This window comes from Stenotrophomonas sp. MYb238, from assembly GCF_009496535.1.
In the GTDB taxonomy this organism is placed as follows: domain Bacteria; phylum Pseudomonadota; class Gammaproteobacteria; order Xanthomonadales; family Xanthomonadaceae; genus Stenotrophomonas.
This window is the reverse complement of the sequence record NZ_WIDL01000004.1, coordinates 89,972-107,886: the sequence shown is the minus strand read 5'-3', so window position 1 is coordinate 107,886 and position 17,915 is coordinate 89,972. Positions and strand designations below refer to the sequence as shown.

The following is a 17,915-nucleotide window of genomic DNA, read 5'->3' as shown; positions in this document are numbered from 1 at the left end:
GGCTTTCCCAGGAGAGCCCCTCGCGGCTGAAGCCGCTCCTACGGTTCCGCCGGCGCTCAGCGCGCGTGCAGCGCCTTGTGCAGCGCGTCCAGCAGCTGGCCGTCGTCCAGCCGGTGTTCCCAGTACATGATGCCGCCGAGCCGGTTGCGCCGGACGTAATCGGCCTTGATCGCCAGCGACTGCGGGTCGTCGTAGGTGATCAGCTGGCGGGTGGCGGGATTCCACAGCCACGGCACCTGCGCCTGCGCGTCCCAGTGGCGCTCCCAGCCCGGCGCGCCGAGGCGGCTGCGCACGATCTCGCCCCAGTCGATGAAACCGCCCTCGCTGCCGAACCTGCGGTACAGGCCGGCATCGACCGGCTCCACGTCGCCGAAGCGGCGGCCGTAGAACGGCACGCCGACGTTGATCTTGTCCGCCGGCACGCCGGCGTCGAGGAAGTAGCGCACCGCGCCTTCGGTGGTGCGTTCGTCCGCCGGCGCCAGCGCCGAACGCGCCAGCCCGCTCTGGTGGCCGGTGGTCGGGGTCAGGCTGCCGTGGAAGTCGTAGGTCATCAGGTTGATCCAGTCCAGCGACCGGGCGATGCGCGGCAGTTCCAGGCCTTCGGCGAAACGGCCCTCGGCCGCGGCGATGGTCAGCAGGTAGTGGCGTTGGCCCTGGCCTTCCCCGTCCAGCCGCGCGCGCAGTTCTTCCAGCAGCAGGGTGAAATTGCGGCGGTCGTCCGGGCTGTGCCTGATGCCGGCGTCGCCCAGGGTCGGGTATTCCCAGTCGATGTCCAGGCCGTCCAGGTCGAAGCGGTGGAGCAGGGCAACGCCGCTGTCGATGAAACGCGCGCGTGCGACCGCGGTGGCGGCTGCCTCGGAGAAGTTGCCGGCGCCCCAGCCGCCGATGGACAGCACGATCTTCAGCGCAGGGTTGTCGGCGCGATGGGCGACGAGCGCGTGCACGTGCGCCGGGTCGACGCTGTCGGGCAGGTACAGGCTGCCATCGGGCGCGACCTTGGCGAAGGCGAAGTTGACCACGTCCAGCTGCGCGGCCGGCAGCCGCGGCGGCGCCGGGCCGTCGGTCACGTAGCCGATCAGGCGGAAGGGCTGCGCCTGTGCGGCGGCGGCGAAGGCGAGCAGCGCGGTCGCCAGCAGGGCGCGCAGGCGGCGGTGTGATGCGGACATGGAAGGCCCTGGCAAGGATGAGCGCCAACTCTAGCCGCTATGGTGGGCGCCGCCGCGCGAGGTAACGCCTGAAACCGGCAGCCACGGGAAACCGTAGGAGCGACTTCAGTCGCGAAGGGGCCTTCCCGGTAAAGCCCCTTCGCGACTGAAGTCGCTCCTACGAAAGGCAGTCAGCGCGCTTCGGGCAGGTCGGTTTCCAGCGTGGCGGCTTCGGCGGCGCAGTCGCGCGGCACCGGCAGCGCCTGCACGCGCGCGGCGGCGATCTCCTGCCGCGCCGCGGCCAGGTCGGCGCGGAATCCGGCGTTGTCGTGCAGGCGCGCGACGGTGGCCGCGCCCATCGCCTGGCCCTGCTGCACATCGCTGTACCAGTGCACGTTGCACACCAGCCGGCTGTGGCCGTAGTTGCGGCCGCGTTCGAGCAGCGCGGTGGCGCGCTCGGGAGCGATCTCCGCCAGGATCAGCGCCCAGGCCCAGCCGATGGCGGTGTGGCCCGACGGGTAGGAGCCGCTGCCGCGCAGGTGCGGTTCGTCGTCGGGCGTGCAGGTCGGCTGGCCGTTGACCATGAACGGGCGTGGCCGCTGGTACCGGTTCTTGGCCGCGCGGGTCGCCGCGCTGGCGTCGATCAGGCTGCGCTGCAGCAGGCGGTACAGGGCCGGCGTGCGTCCGGCATCGACCGGCACCCCGAGCGCGCAGCTGAACTGCCCGGCGCCGGCGGGGAAACGCAGGTCGGCGTCGGCATGGGCCTGCTGGAAGCGCGCGCTGCCGCGCAGCGCGGTGGCCTGGCGGGCGACGGCGTCGTCCAGCGCGGCCCAGGCCGAGCCGGGCGCCGGCGGTGGCGGGCTCAGCGCCAGGCTGTCGGGGATCGCGTCGCCCTGCAGGTAGCCGGTCGGCGCCGGGGCGGGAATCGCGCCGTGGCCGGTGGAAACGGGCGCCGGTGCGCTGGCGCAGGCGCCGAGCGCGGCGGCCAGGACGAAGGCCGCGCCCAAGCGCGGCGGAAACGGGGAACGGGACATCGAGGGGCGTGGACGGATGGAACGGGACGGCATCATCGCACCGACGCCGGCGCCGACCTACACCGCGCGGGCCCAGGCGGTCAGCCGTCCGTCGTCCTCGCGCACCTCGATCGGGCCGCCGAACACCTCCGACAGCGGGCCGGCGCGCAGCAGCTCGCCGCGCAGGCCATCGGCGAAGATGCGGCCGCCCTTCATCAGCACCACGCGCTGGATTTCCGGGATCACTTCCTCGATGTGGTGGGTGACCAGCACCAGGGTGATGCCCTGCCCGGCGAGGTGGCGCATGGTGTCGATCAGGTGCTGGCGCGAGATCAGGTCCAGCCCGGTGGAAGGTTCGTCCAGCAGCAGCGCGCGCGGCTGGTTGACCAGCGCGCGGGCGATCAGCACGCGGCGGGTCTCGCCGGCGGACAGTTCGGCGTAACTGCGGCCCAGCAGCGACGAGGCGCGGGCCAGTGCCAGCGCGTGGCGCGCGCGTTCGCGCATGGCGTCGGTGACGTCGCGGTGCGCCGGCACCACGTAGCTGGCGAAGAAACCGGAGATCACCGCCTCCTCCACGCCCAGCCCGGGCATGTCGGACAGGTTGCTGGACAGGTCGCCGGTGACGATGCCCAGCTGCGAGCGCAGCCGGTCCACCTGCCAGCGGGTCTGCCCCATCACCCGGACCGGCACGTGGCCGTCGGCGCGCGCCAGCGGGTACAGCTCGCGCGTGATCAGCTTGATGAAGGAGGACTTGCCGCAGCCGTTGGGGCCGAGGATGGCGGTGTGCTGGCCCTGTTCGATGCGCAGGTCGAGTTCATGCAGGACCCGGACCTGGCCGCGGACGACGCAGGCGTGGTCCAGTTCGATCAGGGGGGCCGCGACGGCGGCGGGTGCGGTGGACATTCAGGCGGCGGCGGGGCAGGTGAAGGATTGGACCGGAAATCGCGCTCCGGGTGGATGAAGTTTGCCGCTACAGGCCCCATCATGTGTATCCACGGTTTCATCTGCCACCGAACGACCTGGAGTTCCACGATGTCCAACACCCTCCTCGACTTCCTCACCGGCGGCCTCGCCGGCCTGGGCTGGTGGGGCATGCTGGCGGTGCTGCTGGTGTTCACCCAGCTCACCATCTTCGCGGTGACCCTGTACCTGCACCGCAGCCAGGCCCACCGCGGCGTGGACTTCCACCCGCTGGTCGCGCACTTCTTCCGTTTCTGGACGTGGCTGACCACCTCGATGATCACCCGCGAGTGGGTGGCCATCCACCGCAAGCACCACGCCAAGGTGGAAACCGACGAGGATCCGCACAGCCCGGTGACCAAGGGCATCGGCCGCGTGTTCTGGCGCGGCGTGGAGCTGTACCGCGAAGCCCGCGCGCAGCGCGGCGACATCGAGCAGTACGGCCGCGGCGCGCCGGAGGACTGGATCGAGCGCCACCTCTACACCCCGCACGCCAACCTCGGCCCGGTGTTCCTGTTGGCGCTGAACTTCGTGCTGTTCGGCCTGCCGGGCATCGCGCTGTGGGCGATCCAGATGGCGTGGATTCCGTTCTGGGCCGCCGGCGTGGTCAACGGCCTGGGCCACTGGTGGGGCTACCGCAACTTCGAATCGGCCGATACCTCGACCAACCTGACGCCCTGGGCGTTCTGGATCGGCGGCGAGGAGCTGCACAACAACCACCACGCCTTCCCCAGCTCGGCGCGCTTCTCGATGCGCCGCTGGGAGTTCGACATCGGCTGGCAGGCGATCCGCCTGCTGCAGGCGCTGGGCCTGGCCAAGGTACTGCGCGTGGCGCCGACCATGGACATACGCCCGAACATCACCGTGCCCGATGCCGACACCCTCAGGGCGCTGCTCTCGCACCGCTTCCAGGCGATGACCGACTACCAGCGCAACGTGTTCGCGCCGGCCCTGCGCGAGGAAGCCGCCGCCGCCGGCGCCAAGCTGCGCAAGCTGCTGCCGCGGCGCATGCGCAAGGGACTGGTCAACGACGGCCGCTGGCTCAAGCCGGCCTGCCGCGACCAGCTGCAGCAGTGGGTGAGCCAGCGCCCGCGCATCCAGCTGCTGGTCGAGCACCGCGCGCGCCTGGCCGCGCTGCTGGAAGCGCGCACCCACGATGCCGCCGAACGCCTGCGACATCTGCAACAGTGGTGCCACGAGGCCGAGGCCAGCGGCGTGGCCGCCCTGCAGGCCTACGCGGCGCGGCTGAAGGGTTATTCGCTCAGCGCGGCATGACCGGCCGCATCCCGTGTTCCACCCGCAGACGCCGCCTCGTGCGGCGTCTGTCGTTCCTGCTGGCGGCGACGCTGCCATGGGCCGCGCCGGCGCAGGTGCAGGACACCGCCGAGTACCTGCGGCGCATGGACCTGGATGGCGACGGACGGGTAAGTCCGGACGAATACCTGCAATGGATGCTGTATGCCTTCGACCGCATGGACCGCAACGGCGACGGCGTGCTGGAACCGGAAGAGCAGCCCGGCGGCCGCGGCCGGCCGATCACCCGCGAGCAGCAGAAGCAGGTGATACGCGCGCGTTTCCACAGGCAGGACGCCGATGGCGACGGCTACCTCAGCGCGCGCGAACTGATGGCGCCGCCGCGCTGACCATGGTTCTCCAGCCACACCCCGTGGCCAAGACGCGGGATGTGGCAAGCGATAGACGGGGCCCGCGGTTTGCACCGCAAATCGTGGGGCGACAGCGCGGAGCGATGGCGCGTACCCCCTGAGTCAGGGGGCAAGCCGAAAGCGCGGGGTGTGGCAGGCGAAAGACGGGGCCCGCGGTTTGCAACGCAAACCTTGGGGCGATAGCGTGAAGCGATGGCGTGCCCCCGCACTACAATCGCCGCATGCCTGAACTGCCCGAAGTCGAAACCACCCGCCGCGGCCTGGAACCCCACCTGCAGGGGCGCCGCATCCATGGCGTGATCCTGCGCCGGCCGGACCTGCGCTGGCCGATCCCGCCGGAGGTCGAGCGCGAGCTGCCCGGCCAGCGCATCGCCGCGATCCGCCGCCGCGCCAAATACCTGCTGCTGGACACCGATGCCGGCAGCGCACTGCTGCACCTGGGCATGTCCGGCAGCCTGCGCGTGCTGCCCGGCGATACGCCGGTGCGCACGCACGACCACGTGGACATCAGCCTGGAGGACGGGCGCCTGCTGCGCTTCAACGACCCGCGCCGGTTCGGCTGCCTGCTGTGGCAGCCTTCGGGCGAGACGCACGAGCTGCTGCGCGACCTCGGGCCCGAGCCGCTGGACGACGCGTTCGACGGCGACTACCTGTTCGCGCGCAGCCGCGGCCGCAGCGCGCCGGTCAAGGCGTTCCTGATGGACCAGCGCATCGTCGTCGGCGTCGGCAACATCTATGCCGCCGAAAGCCTGTTCATGGCCGGCATCGGCCCGCTGCGCGAAGCCGGCAAGGTGTCGCGCGAACGCTACCAGCGGCTCGCCATGGCGGTGAAGGACATCCTCGGCCATGCCATTACCCGCGGCGGCACCACCCTGCGCGACTTCATCAGCCCCGACGGCGCGCCCGGCTATTTCGAGCAGGAGCTGTCGGTATACGGCCGCGAGGGCGAGGCCTGCGTGCGCTGCGGGCGCGTGCTGCGCCACGCCAGCATCGGCCAGCGCGCCACCGTGTGGTGCGGCCACTGCCAGCGGTGAACGGCCGGGCAGGCCGGCCCGCGGGCACGTTCCTGCCTTCACCCGCGGCTTACCTCCGTTCACCCGCGCCTGCCTATCATCCGCCCAACTCCTACCGGACGAACGCATGGATCGACGCGACTTCCTCCAGCGCGCCTCGCTGGCCCTGGCCGCTTTCGGATTGCCGGCGCTGCCGGCCTGCGCCGCCGCCGACAGGCAGCTTGGCCTGCGCCGCACGGGCCAGCCGCAGCCGTTCGATTTCGCCGCGCTGAAGGGACAGGCGCGCGCGCTGGCGCAGGCCCCGTACCGCAGCCACAAGCGCAGTCTGCCGCCGGAAGTGGAAGCGCTGGACTGGGACCAGTACCAGTCCATCCGCTACCGCCAGGACCATGCGCTGTGGGCCGACCAGCCCGGGAAGTTCCAGGCCAAATTTTTCCACCTGGGCCTGTATTTCCACACGCCGGTGCGCATGTTCGACGTGGTCGACGGCAAGGCCCAGGAGCTGGCCTATGACGGCGCCGCGTTCGACTACGGCAGCAGCGGCATCCATGGCGGCCGCCTGCCGGCGGACCTGGGATTTGCCGGCTTCCGCCTCAATACCCGTGCCGATACCGAGCGCGACTTCGCCGCGTTCCTCGGCGCCAGCTATTTCCGCGCGGTGGGCAAGGAGGGCCAGTACGGCCAGTCTGCGCGCGGTCTGGCGATCGATACCGGCATGGGCAGGCCGGAGGAATTCCCGGACTTCATCGCGTACTACCTGGAGCAGCCGGCGCGCGACTCCGACACCGTCGTCGTCTACGGCCTGCTCGATTCGCCGAGCGTGGCCGGCGCCTACCGCTTCGCCATCACCAATGGCGACGTGCTGCTGATGGACATCGACAGCGCGCTGTACCCACGCCGGGAAATCGAACGGCTGGGCATCGCGCCCTGTACCAGCATGTACCAGGTCGGCGAGAACGACCGCCGCATGGCCTGGGACTGGCGCCCGGAAATCCACGACACCGACGGCCTGTCGATGTGGAACAGCGCCGGCGAATGGATCTGGCGCCCGCTGTGCAACCCGGCGCAACTGCGCTTCAACATGTTCGTGGACGACAACCCGCGCGGCTTCGGCCTGCTGCAGCGCGACCGCGACTTCGACCACTACCAGGACGACGGCGTGTTCTACGAGAAGCGCCCGTGCCTGTGGGTGGAGCCGAAGGGACAGTGGGGCGAGGGCTCGGTGCAGCTGGTGGAGATTCCCACGGTCGACGAGACCTTCGACAACATCGTCGCGTTCTGGAACCCGAAGCAGAAGCCGCAGCCCGGGCAGGAGCTGCTGGTCGGCTACCGCCTGTACTGGGGCGCGCAGCCGCCGGCGCGGCCGCCGCTGGCGCAGTGCGTGGCCAGCCGCACCGGCCTGGGCGGGGTGATCGGCAAGAAGCGCGGGTATTTCTCCTGGCGCTTCGCGGTGGATTTCGAGGGCGGCGAACTGGCCGGCCTGATCGACAAGGCCGAGGTCGAAGCCGTGGTGGAAACCAACCGCGGCCGGGTGGAAGTCGTCTCCGCCCGCCCGCTGCGCGAGATCAAGGGCTACCGCGCCATGTTCGACCTGGTGCCGCCGGACGACGGCACGCAGCAGATCGACCTCCGCCTGTACCTGCGCAGCGGCGGCAGGACCCTCACCGAGACCTGGCTGTACCAGTACAGCCCGCCGCCGCCGGACCAGCGCACGCTGTACTGATCCTGCGGCGTCGCCCATCCGCGGTTCGCCCCATGCGACGCACCGCGGATGGGCCGTATTGCCCCCGTCGCGGACGGGCCGCGCAGCACATGGGCGCAGGTTTCATGCTGCGTTGCAGCGAAAAATCTCTTTCCGATCCATGGTTTGCAGGCGTGCCAACGCCTGCGCGGGTCGTGTCCGATCCGCGATTGACAGCGTTGTCAGGTGGCGCGTAAAACGTCCGTCGCCGGCCACGACGCCGTCACGAACATTCCGAAAGTCTTTGGAGAGAGACCAGATGGCCAACCACTGCCGGCAACACGCGCTCGCCTGCGCGATCCTCGCTGCGCTGATCACGACCGCCACCGCGCTGCCCGCCGCCGCGCAATCGGCGCAACAGGAAGAAAAGACCGAGGCACGCGATGCCTCCACGCTCGATGCGGTGATCGTCACCGTCGAACGCCGCGAACAGGACCTGCAGAAATACGCCGGCACCGCGCAGGCGATCTCCGCCGACGACACCCGCGCGCTGGGCATCAACAACGAGCTGCGCAACATCCAGGCGCTGGTGCCGGGCATGAGCATGGCCAACCAGGAAGGCAACCTGGAAATCTTCATCCGCGGCGTCGGCTCGTCCAACAACACCGAACTGGGCGACCCGGGCGCCGCGCCGCACATCAACGGCGCCTACATCCCGCGCCCGCGCGGCCTGGGCGGCATGTTCTACGACATCGAACGCGTGGAGATCAACAAGGGGCCGCAGGGCACGCTGCGCGGCCGCAACGCGCTGGCCGGCACGCTCAACATCATCACCAAGCGCCCGGACCTGGAGGCGTTCGGCGGCTACGTGCAGGCCGAGGCCGGCAACCGCGACCACCGCGGCGGCGAGTTCGCGCTGAACATGCCGCTGGGCGGCTGGGCCGCGATCCGCGTGGCCGGCTACAAGGTCGAGAAGGATTCGTCGTTCGAGAACGCCGGCAGGATGCAGGAGCTCGACCCGGCCGGCATCCAGGACGAGCACGGCGCGCGCGTGTCCTTCCTGTACCAGCCCGACGACAAGCTGTCGGTGTTCGCCATGGCCGACATGGGCAAGGAAGGCGGCACCGGCTACCCGGGCGCCACGGTCTACACCGCGGCCAAGGCCGGCTACCTGCCCGACGACCTGGACCTGCGCAAGATCGTCTACCGCGGCGCCCAGGGCACGCTGGACAGCACCAACTGGGGCGCGCAGACCAACGTCAGCTACGACTTCGGCCCGGTGGCGCTGGAATACAACGCCAGCTACCGCGACGTCGATTACCGCCAGACCAACGCGCAGAGCGAAGGCATCCTGTGGCCGGGCCGCAACATCGAGCCGGTCTCGCCCGCCAATCCCGGCGGCGTCGACTACGACAACTATTCCACCCAGTACTGGATGACCCAGTCGCAGTCCTACATCCACGAACTGCGCCTGTCCTCGGCCGACGACGCGCGCCTGCGCTGGACCACCGGCCTGTTCCACTTCAACGAGGACCAGCAGGTCGGCTACCTGTCGCTGGTGGACAAGGGCAGCTGGTACTCGGGCACCGAATTCACCATGCCCAAGGTCAACGGCCGTTCCTCGGCCGCGTTCGCCGACGGCACCTTCGACGTCACCGATCGCCTGCGCCTGAAGGGCGGCCTGCGCTACACCCAGGAAGAGAAGTCGCGCTACGGCATCGGCGGCAACTGGGCGATCGGCTTGGTCGGCACCGGTGGCGGGTTTTCCACCCGACTGGGTACGCCCGGCTTTGCGCCGGCCTTCATGAAGCGCCCCAACTTCGATGTGAGCAACATCACCTCGCAGGCGGACATGGCGCGTTTCCTGCTGCAGGGCATCCTGTCGCATGGTCGCAATGACACCATCCTCGACCAGATCGGCGGCGTGGCCAACGGTGGCAGCTTTGGCTGCGTGGATCGGCCGGACATCGGCGGCGACACTGCAAACTGCCCGTACGAATACGCCACCATCAGCGGCATCCCGGCGCAGCAGTTCGGCAGGAGCAAGTTCAACTTCACCGACTGGCGCGTGGGCTTCGAATACGACGTGTCCGACGACAGCCTGCTCTACGGCTTGGTTTCCAGCGGCCACAAGGCCGGCGGTTTCAACGACACCTTCGATCCGAAGGAGATCCCGGAGACGTTCAAGCCCGAATCCATCGTCGCTTACGAGATCGGCAGCAAGAACTCGTTCCAGATGCTGGGCCGCACCTCCACCTTCAACGTCAGTGGTTTCTACTACGACTACAGCGACCAGGTGTTCCAGGACCTGGCGGTGATCGCCACCAATCCGTCCACCGGCGAGGCCACCGGCTACTCGCTGGTCAACCGCAACGTCGGCAAGTCGGCGGTGTACGGCGTCGAGTTGGAAAGCGCGCTGCGCTTCCCCGGCAACGTGATGCTGAACCTCAACGCGTTGTGGCTGGACAGCGAGATCAAGGAAGGCAAGGTGGCCGATGTGCGCAGCCAGAACTACGGCGCCGGCGGCATCACCTCGATCATCGACCTGTCCGGCAACGAACTGCCGCTGGCCTCGAAGCTGACCTTCAACGCGCGCCTGCAACACACCATGGAACTGCCGTTCGGCACCCTGGACTGGCAGCTGTTGGCCTCGTACCGCTCGGCCTACTACCTGACCCAGTACAACAACCGCGACGTGGTGTTCATCTCCGACACCGCCGGCACGGTGGACCACGTCGAAGGCGCCGTCGAAGCCGGCTTCCCCGACCGCCAGCGTGCCCGCACCACGGTCAACGCCGGCATCGGCCTGACCACGCTGGACGGCCACTGGCGCGTGGAAGCCTGGGGCAACAACCTGCTGGACAACGACATCTCGCAGAAGGCGCTGGTCGGGTCGGGCATCAACGTGCGTTTCCTCAACGATCCGCGCAGCTACGGCCTGCGCCTGCGCTACCAGTTCTGATGTGACAGGATGGACCGCCCGCGGCGGCCGGCCATTGCCGGCCGCCGCGTCGCGGATGCGCGTGGGCAACGCCACGCTTGACGCCAACGTTCCGCCATGACGGAAAAGCCATGAGCCAAAAAACCCGCTGGTCGCAGTTCGGTGTACTCATCACGGTGTTCTTCTTCTGGGGCTTCGTCGCCGCCAGCAACGGCATCCTGATCCCAGTGTTCAAGAAAGCCTTCGACCTGACCCAGGCGCAGAGCATGTACGTGGCGATCGCGTTCTACGTCGCCTACACGGTCGGCTCGCTGATCTACGTCGCCGTGTCCAAGTCGATGGGCGTGGACGTGCTCAACCGCATCGGCTACAAGAACGGCATCTGCGTCGGCCTGCTGATCTCGGCGCTGGGCGCGCTGCTGTTCTACCCGGCGGCCAACCTGGGGTCGTTCACCCTGATGCTGTCGGGCCTGTTCATCGTCGGCCTGGGCTTCTCGCTGCAGCAGATCGCCGCCAACACCCTGGCCATCATCATGGGCGATCCGGCCACCGGCTCGCAGCGCCTGACCATGGCCGGCGGCGTCAACAACCTGGGCACCACGGTCGGTCCGCTGCTGGTGAGCATCGCCATCTTCGGCAGCGTCGCCGCCGGCAATACCGAAGCCAGCATCGAAAGCGTCAAGACGCCCTACCTGGTGCTGGGCGCGGCCTTCGTGCTGGTGGCGCTGTTCCTGAAATTCTCCTCGGTGCCCAACCACATCGACCTGGAGAAACTGTCCGAGACCGAAGCGCAGGACAGCAGCCGGCTGATCCACAGGAAGTCGGCGCTGGCCTATCCGCAGCTGGTCATGGGCATGATCGGCATCTTCCTCTACGTCGGCGTGGAGGTCTCCACCATCGACAACCTGCCGGCCTACCTGGAACTGCCGGTGGAGAAGGGCGGGCTGGGCATCGAGACCGCGCTGATCGCGCCGTTCGTGTCGCTGTACTGGGCCAGCCTGATGATCGGTCGCTGGGGCGGCGCGGCGGGCGCATTCGACGTGGGCGCCGGCACGAAGAAACTGCTGATGCTGGTGCTGCCGTTCGTCGCTTTCGGCGTGTACCTAGCGGTCAACGCGATCTCCGGCCACGACGCCTCGCAGTTCTTCCACTACGCGCCGGTGATCGTGCTGATGATCCTGGCCACCCTGGCCAGCAAGGGCAACCCGGCGCGCATGCTGCTGTACTTCGCCCTGTGCGGCATCGCCGCGCAGCTGGTCGGCATGTTCACCACCGGCATGACCAGCGTGATCGCCTTCATCAGCGTCGGCCTGTTCTGCAGCACGATGTGGCCGTGCATCTTCACCCTGGCGATCACCGGCCTGGGCAACACCACCAACCAGGGCAGCAGCCTGCTGGTCATGATGATCATGGGCGGCGGACTGGTCAGCTGGGCGCAGGGCGCGCTGGCGGACAAGGTGGGCGTGCATTACAGCTTCATCGTCGGCGTGCTGTGCTTCGCCTACCTGGCGTTCTATGCCGTCGCCGCCACGCGTACCCTGCGCCGCCAGGGCATCGACCTGGACAAGCTGGCGGCTGAAGGCGGGCACTGAGCCGGCCTGCCAGGTCTTCTGGAACCACAAACCCCGGTACCGCAAGGTGCCGGGGTTTTTTTGTGGGGCACTCGCCCACGGCGTATCGATGGCGCCCGACCCCGGGGCAGGTGGCAACGCAGGGCAACGCTGGATGGAGCAGGCACGCCGACGTTGTCGGCCGATGCCCGCAGCCAGCGCCCTCCGGCGCTTTGCCGGAAAGCTCAGGACTGCAGGCGTTTCAGCAGGTGCGCGCGCAGGTTGGCAGCCTTGTCGGCATCCAGTTCGCCTAGCACGTGGCGGGCGTGCGCGGGGATGTGCCCCGCCACCGTTTCCGCGTCGAACTCGAACACGTAGTGGCGGAATACCTCCTGCCATGTCGCGCGCTGTTCCGGGGGCAGGTCGCGCATGCTCAGCAAGGCCAGCATCAGCGCGTTCAGCGGCGCGCCGAGGTAGTCCGGCGTGCTGCGCCACCAGTAGTTGAGCAGGACGTTGAAGGCATCCAGCGCTTCGACGTGGTGCCACCACATCGACGGGATGAACAACGCATCGCCCGGCCCCAGTTCGGCCACCTGCGCGTGCCGCCAGGCCTCGGAAAAGCGCGGGAAGCGCGCAAGGTCGGGGGCCAGCGGATCGACCAGGCTCACCGGCTGCCCGGCGGGAGTGAAGTCCAGCGGCCCGATGTACAGATTGGCCAGCTGCTCCGGCGGAAACAGAGTGAAACGCCGCCGCCCCGCCGCGACGCAGGCGAGGTTGTCCGGCAGGTCCTGGTGCGCCGGTACGCGGCTGCGGTTGCCGATCCAGATGCTGGCCAGCGGCGCGCGCGCGCCCAGGTCGACGGCGTTGGCCGCACCCAGGCCGGGCAGCCAGGTATCGCAGGTGGTGGCGCCCAGGTAGATGGTGGGCGCGTCGGGTTGGCCTTCGTAGTTCAGCAGCGTATTGAGCGCGGCCGTGAGCGGCACCTGTTCGCGCCGGAAGTTGAAGCCGGTGAAGGAGGCATCGTAGAAGATCCTGCCTCCCGCCTCGGGCGGGGCCACGGTAGCGATGGCCGGCAGCGCATCGTTGGCGAAACGCTTCAGGTAGGCCACCGCCTCGGCATCGGAGCGGCGCGCGGCGGCCACCAGCGGCCAGTGCGCGACCAGGCCGCGCACGACCAGCGGCACGGGCGAGGACAACACCGTTTCCAGCGACGTATGCGCCGCGGCTTCGCGGATGGACTGGGCGGGCGGCAGGGGCGGCATGCGGGGCTCGCGTCCGGCGGGAGTCTGCAAGATAACCGACGCGGCATCGGTTGCGGCCCGTCGGCGTTCCTGGCGCCTTTGGCGCCGATCCGCTGGCGCCACCGCAGGTCCGCCGTGCATCCCGGCGACGGGGAGAGTAGCCGTCGCCGGGATGCGGGCAGTGGAGCGTTTAGAACTTGTAGCGCAGGCCCAGCATGTAGCGCGGCCCGGTCTGCGTGGCCAGGAACGCTTGCCGCTCGTTGCGCCCGTGCACGCGCATGGTCGCGTCGGTGAGGTTGATCGCCTCGGCGTGCAGCGACAGGCGCTCGTTGACCTGGTAGCCGATGTTCACGTCCAGCTGGCCGTAGTCTTCGACATAGAGCGGGTTGGGACGCCAGCTGTCGAAGGTGCTGCTCAGGAACTTGTCGCGCCAGTTGTAGGCCGCGCGGATCTGCCACGGCCCCTTGTCGTAGAAGCCGACCAGGTTGGCCGAATTGCTCAGGCCCACCAGCGGGAACTGTTCGTCGAGGTTGTAGTTGTCGTAGGTCAGGTTGGAATCGACGATGGTGTAGTTCGCCGACATGCCGAAGCCGCTGGCGCCGAACATGTGCTGGATGTTGAACTCCCAGCCGCGCAGCACGTTCGAATCCTTGTTGACCGGCACAGTGACCCGGAACAGCGCCGCCGGATCGCCCGGCTGGCCGGCGATGGTGCCGGTCAGGTTGCCGCTGGAATCCTTGCCCGTCACCGTCACGCCCGGCGAATTGGCGTAGTTGGTGAAGATGTACTGGCGCACGCAGTTGCGGAAGTCGACGCCGGTCGGGACGCAGCCGTTGGCTACCGCCGCGTTGAAGTAGGCGCCGCCCACCGGCGTGTGCAGGTCCGGGTGCTGCAGGTCGATGCTGGAGGTGCCGATGTAGTTGTCGATGTCCTTGCGGAACCAGCCCACCGACACGTAGCTGGCGTCGCCGTAGTACCACTCCATCGACAGGTCGAAGTTGCGCGCTTCCAGCGGCTTCAGGCCGGGGTTGCCCTGCGCGCCGGTACCGCCCTCGTAGGCGGCGAACGAGTCGATGGTCTGCCCGCCCTGGATGTGGTTCCACTGCGGCCGGCCGATGCTGTGGCCGTAGCTGGCGCGCAGCACGATCTGGTCGCTGACTTCCCAGCCCAGGTCCACGCTCGGCAGCCAATACCGGTAGTCGCCCTTGAGCTGGGTGAAGTCGGGCGCGCCGTACTGCACCGAGAACTCGTTGCCGCCGGTCCACAGCAGGCCGGTGGCGATCGGCACCAGCGCCTGCGAGGTCACCTCGGTCTTCTCGTAGCGCACGCCGAAGGCCGCGTTCAACGGCCGGCTTTCGCCCCAGCTGTTGCTCCACTGCAGCCACGCGCTCTGCGACTTCTCGGTGGTGCGGCGGTCGGTGGTGTAGCTGGTCGGACGCAGGTAGGCGGCGGCGTCGCCGCCGCGCGCGGCGATGGCGGCATCGCGCACCTTGTCGAAGTCGAACACGAAGAACTGGCCGAACATCGCGCCGCTGTTGGAGAAGCTCTTGAAGTAGCGGCTCATGTCCGCCGGGATCCACAGGTCGTCGGCGTAGTCGGCCGCGCCGCCGCCGAAGCCGCCCCAGTCGTCGCGCTGCACGAAGTTGTAGGCGGTGCGGTTCTGCACCTTGGTGTTGGCGATGCCGAAATCCAGCTTGGAATAGTTGTCGAAGGTGAAACGGCCGCGTGCCTGGCCCTGGTCCACTTCCGACTTCATGTAGCTGTCGCGGAACGACGAACCGGTCACCATCATCGCGCTGGCCGGCACCTGGCTCATGCCCGCCGGCAGCATCACCCCGAGGATCGGCAGCTTGCCGCTGAAGTCCACGCTGGTCACGCCGCGCACGAACGCGGCCGTACCGATCACGTTGTTTGAGCCGTACGGGCTGTCGGCGCCGGATTCGGCGGTGGAACGGTGCCAGTCGAACTCCAGGTTCAACGAATCGCTGGCCGCCCATTCCACGTTGAAGCCCAGCGACTTGTTCTCGTTCTTGGTGGCGAACAGCGCGCCGGCCATCGCCAGGTCGCCCCAGCGCGGCTCGAACCCGGCCGGGCAGACGTTGGAGGCGTTGCTGGCGGTCCACTGGTCGGTGGACGGGTTGTAGCAGCCGGCGTACTCGGTGTAGTGGGTCGGGGCCGCCACCGGGCCATCGGTCCACGCGCTTTCCGACGTGGCCTGGTTGAACCAGGTGGACAACTCGTGGCGGCGGTGCTGGATGCGGTTTTCCGAATAGGTGTAGTCCAGCGTGGCGGTGATGTTGTCGGTGGCCTTGAACTGCATCACCGCCTGCGCGTTGGTGCGCTTGCGCTGCACCGAGTTCAGCGCGTACAGCATGTTCTGCGGGATCGAATAGACATCGCCGGCGCTCGCGTCCGGCGGGTTGGTCGCGTTGCCGCTCAGCGCAGGATTGCTCATCGGGTCGCACCAGCGCGGGCAGCCGTACCAGCCGCCTGCCGAACCGCCTTCGTTGTAGCCGAGATCGCGGTCCTGGTAGCTGCCGGACAGCGCGAAACCGAAACGGTCATCGGCGAACCTGCGGCTGAAGATGCCGGAATATTCGCCGGTCCACGAATCGCCCTTCATCACGCCCGGCAGGTTGCCAGCCGAGGTGTCGTGCACGCCTTTGATGCCGAAGTTCGCTACCGGAGCGCTTTCCAGCGGCCGCGCGGTCTTGATGTTGATGGTCGCGCCGATGCCGCCGGTGGACGAGGACGCGCGGCTGGTCTTGTAGACCTCCACGCCGGCGATGGCCTCGGAGGCCAGGTTGGCGAAATCGAACGCGCGCGAGTTGGAGGCGTTGGTCGCCTCGATGCTCGATGCGGGCATCTGCCGGCCGTTGAGCAGCACCAGGTTGAAGTCCGGGCCGACGCCGCGCACCGTGACCTTCGAGCCTTCGCCCATCGAACGGTCGATCGACACGCCGGAAATGCGCTGCAGCGATTCGGCCAGGTTGGTGTCCGGGAACTTGCCGATGTCCTCGGCGACGATGCCGTCGACGATGCCCGAGGCGTCGCGCTTGAGGTTCATCGACGACTGCAGGCTGCCGCGGATGCCGGTGACGGTGATGGTGTCCAGGTCGGTGGCCTGGAGGGTTTCCTGCTTGGGTGCGCCCTCGGCCTGGCTGTTGCCGGCGTCCTGGGCCAGGACGGGCGAAGCGAGCGCGAGCATCAGCGCGGAGGTCAACAGGCGCCGTTCCGGCGCAACACGAGACTGCCTCATGAATCTTCCCTCCCCGGGGATTCAGATGGGTTCTTGGATGGTCGTGCGTTCAAGTGGAATCCAGCCGGAAAGGCTGGCGACTGGATTGGAAGTTAATTTGACAGCGTTGTCAAACAGACGCCAAAAAATAAGCCTGGTTTGCTTCAACCTGTTGATGAACAAGGGGAATGGAGATTTTGCATTGCCGCAAAACATCGCCGGCAGCCATCGCGCCGGATGACAGCGGGAGCAAACCCGATGGCGCCGACCACTCCGGGCGGCAGCCCGCGCGTTGCGTGCTTCAGTCCGGCGCCGGACCGGTGGAGCGCCGCACCTGCAGCGTGTAGGCCACGTCGACCACGCCGCCGCTGCCCATCTCGCGGATCTCCTTGAGCAGCTCCTGCGCGGCCACCCGGCCCATGTCGCGGGTGGGCTGGCGCACGGTGGTCAGCGCCGGGTAGATCTGGCGGGAGATCGGCGTGTCGTCGAAGCCGCAGACCGAAATATCGCCGGGCACCGACAACCCGCGCTCGCAGACGGCGCAGATGACGCCGGCGGCCATGTCGTCGTTGGCCGCGAAGATCGCGGTCGGCCGCTCGGGCAGGTCGAGCAGCGCGTTGGCGCCGGCATAACCCGATTCGTAGGAGAACTCGCCGTCCACCACCAGCGCCGTGTCGTAGCGCAGCCCGGCGCGGCGCAGGCCTTCGCGGTAGCCGGCCAGGCGCCACATGGCGGCGCCGTGCGCGGCGTGGCCCTTGATGTGCGCGATGCGGGTATGCCCGAGCGCGGCCAGGTGCGCCATCAGCGCGCAGACCGCGCCGATCTCGTCCACCACCACGCCCACGTGCCGGTTCTGCTCCTTGGCGGAGATGCTGGAATACGGGATGCCCAGGTCGACCAGGCGCTCCAGCAGCGCGGTGTCGTCGGTGAGCGGCGGGGTGAGCACGATGCCGTCCAGCTGCGACTGCATGATCAGCGATTCGACCTTGCCCACGATGTCCGCGGCGTCGTACACCAGCGGCGCCAGCATCAGGTTGTAGTGCTGCGCCTGGCAGGCGTCGAGCACGCCCAGCTCGATCTCCATCAGGTAGTTCGAGGACGGGTTGTCGAACAGCATGGCCACCAGGTACGAGCGCCGGCCGGCCAGCACGCGCGCCGACGGCAGCGGCCGGTAGCGCAGCTTCTCCACCGCCGCTTCGACCAGCGTGCGGGTGCGCTCGGACACGTTCGGTTCGTTGTTGAGCACGCGCGAGACGGTCTTCATCGACACGCCCGCCGTCGCCGCCACGTCCTCGATGCGCACGCGCCCGGGCTTGCCCGCGGTCGCCTGCGTGGATTCGGCCACCGCCCGTTTCTTGCCAGTCATATGGTTCCCGGTTCCCGCCAGGCAGGTGCCAACGCACATGGATACAGGTGCAACTTTATCCGCAATGCGGCGTGCCGCTATGCAGCAAGCCATCATCGCGTAC

At 68.5% G+C, this 17,915-nt stretch carries 13 protein-coding genes; 7 read left to right on the top strand and 6 right to left on the bottom strand.

What is annotated here, in order from left to right; all coding sequences use genetic code 11:
• Nucleotides 1–56 precede the first annotated feature (56 nt).
• From CQ393_RS04125 to CQ393_RS04115, 3 genes are all read right to left on the bottom strand, one after another.
• Nucleotides 57–1,166, bottom strand: coding sequence for a glycoside hydrolase family 18 protein (locus tag CQ393_RS04125; RefSeq protein ID WP_153190359.1), 1,110 nt, complete (start codon nt 1,164–1,166; stop codon nt 57–59).
• A 170-nt stretch (nt 1,167–1,336) separates the two neighbouring features.
• The gene (locus tag CQ393_RS04120; RefSeq protein WP_228114254.1) at nt 1,337–2,179 is read right to left on the bottom strand and encodes a phosphatase PAP2 family protein; all 843 of its coding nucleotides are present in this window, start codon (nt 2,177–2,179) and stop codon (nt 1,337–1,339) included.
• Between the two features lie 57 nt (nt 2,180–2,236).
• Entirely contained in the window at nt 2,237–3,061 is an 825-nt protein-coding gene (locus CQ393_RS04115; protein ID WP_153190357.1) for an ATP-binding cassette domain-containing protein, read from the bottom strand.
• A 129-nt stretch (nt 3,062–3,190) separates the two neighbouring features.
• Between CQ393_RS04115 and CQ393_RS04110 the strand changes: the two genes are divergently transcribed.
• The 6 genes from CQ393_RS04110 (at nt 3,191) to CQ393_RS04085 (ending at nt 12,009) form a co-directional block, all read left to right on the top strand.
• Nucleotides 3,191–4,393: a fatty acid desaturase gene (locus tag CQ393_RS04110; RefSeq protein WP_153190356.1), complete on the top strand. Its 1,203-nt coding sequence runs from the start codon at nt 3,191–3,193 to the stop codon at nt 4,391–4,393.
• The gene (locus CQ393_RS04105; RefSeq protein ID WP_153190355.1) at nt 4,390–4,761 is read left to right on the top strand and encodes an EF-hand domain-containing protein; all 372 of its coding nucleotides are present in this window, start codon (nt 4,390–4,392) and stop codon (nt 4,759–4,761) included. Before CQ393_RS04110 ends, CQ393_RS04105 begins: the two co-directional genes overlap by 4 nt.
• Before the next feature lie 242 nt (nt 4,762–5,003).
• Complete coding sequence (gene mutM, locus CQ393_RS04100; RefSeq protein WP_153190354.1) at nt 5,004–5,816, top strand: bifunctional DNA-formamidopyrimidine glycosylase/DNA-(apurinic or apyrimidinic site) lyase; 813 nt, start codon at nt 5,004–5,006, stop codon at nt 5,814–5,816.
• 106 nt (nt 5,817–5,922) lie between these two features.
• A complete protein-coding gene (locus tag CQ393_RS04095) occupies nt 5,923–7,518 on the top strand; it encodes a glucan biosynthesis protein D (RefSeq protein ID WP_153190353.1) in 1,596 nt (531 codons plus the stop codon).
• A 277-nt stretch (nt 7,519–7,795) separates the two neighbouring features.
• On the top strand, nt 7,796–10,438 hold the full coding sequence (locus CQ393_RS04090) for a TonB-dependent receptor (protein WP_153190352.1): 2,643 nt from the start codon (nt 7,796–7,798) through the stop codon (nt 10,436–10,438).
• Nucleotides 10,439–10,548: 110 nt separating this feature from the next.
• Nucleotides 10,549–12,009, top strand: a complete 1,461-nt coding sequence (locus CQ393_RS04085; RefSeq protein ID WP_153190351.1) for an MFS transporter — start codon at nt 10,549–10,551, stop codon at nt 12,007–12,009.
• Between the two features lie 203 nt (nt 12,010–12,212).
• Here CQ393_RS04085 and CQ393_RS04080 read toward each other — a convergent pair whose 3' ends face one another.
• Both CQ393_RS04080 and CQ393_RS04075 read right to left on the bottom strand, forming a co-directional pair.
• Nucleotides 12,213–13,229: a cupin-like domain-containing protein gene (locus CQ393_RS04080; RefSeq protein ID WP_153190350.1), complete on the bottom strand. Its 1,017-nt coding sequence runs from the start codon at nt 13,227–13,229 to the stop codon at nt 12,213–12,215.
• Nucleotides 13,230–13,398: 169 nt separating this feature from the next.
• Nucleotides 13,399–16,467 (bottom strand): TonB-dependent receptor, encoded by a 3,069-nt coding sequence (locus CQ393_RS04075; protein ID WP_153190349.1) that lies wholly within the window; start codon nt 16,465–16,467, stop codon nt 13,399–13,401.
• Between CQ393_RS04075 and CQ393_RS04070 the strand changes: the two genes are divergently transcribed.
• Complete coding sequence (locus tag CQ393_RS04070) at nt 16,466–16,687, top strand: hypothetical protein (protein WP_153190348.1); 222 nt, start codon at nt 16,466–16,468, stop codon at nt 16,685–16,687. The two genes, CQ393_RS04075 and CQ393_RS04070, sit on opposite strands and share 2 nt — an antisense overlap.
• A 60-nt stretch (nt 16,688–16,747) precedes the next feature.
• On the opposite strand, the gene CQ393_RS04065 is transcribed toward CQ393_RS04070, so the two are convergent.
• Nucleotides 16,748–17,812: a LacI family DNA-binding transcriptional regulator gene (locus tag CQ393_RS04065; RefSeq protein WP_153190347.1), complete on the bottom strand. Its 1,065-nt coding sequence runs from the start codon at nt 17,810–17,812 to the stop codon at nt 16,748–16,750.
• Nucleotides 17,813–17,915: the final 103 nt, after the last annotated feature.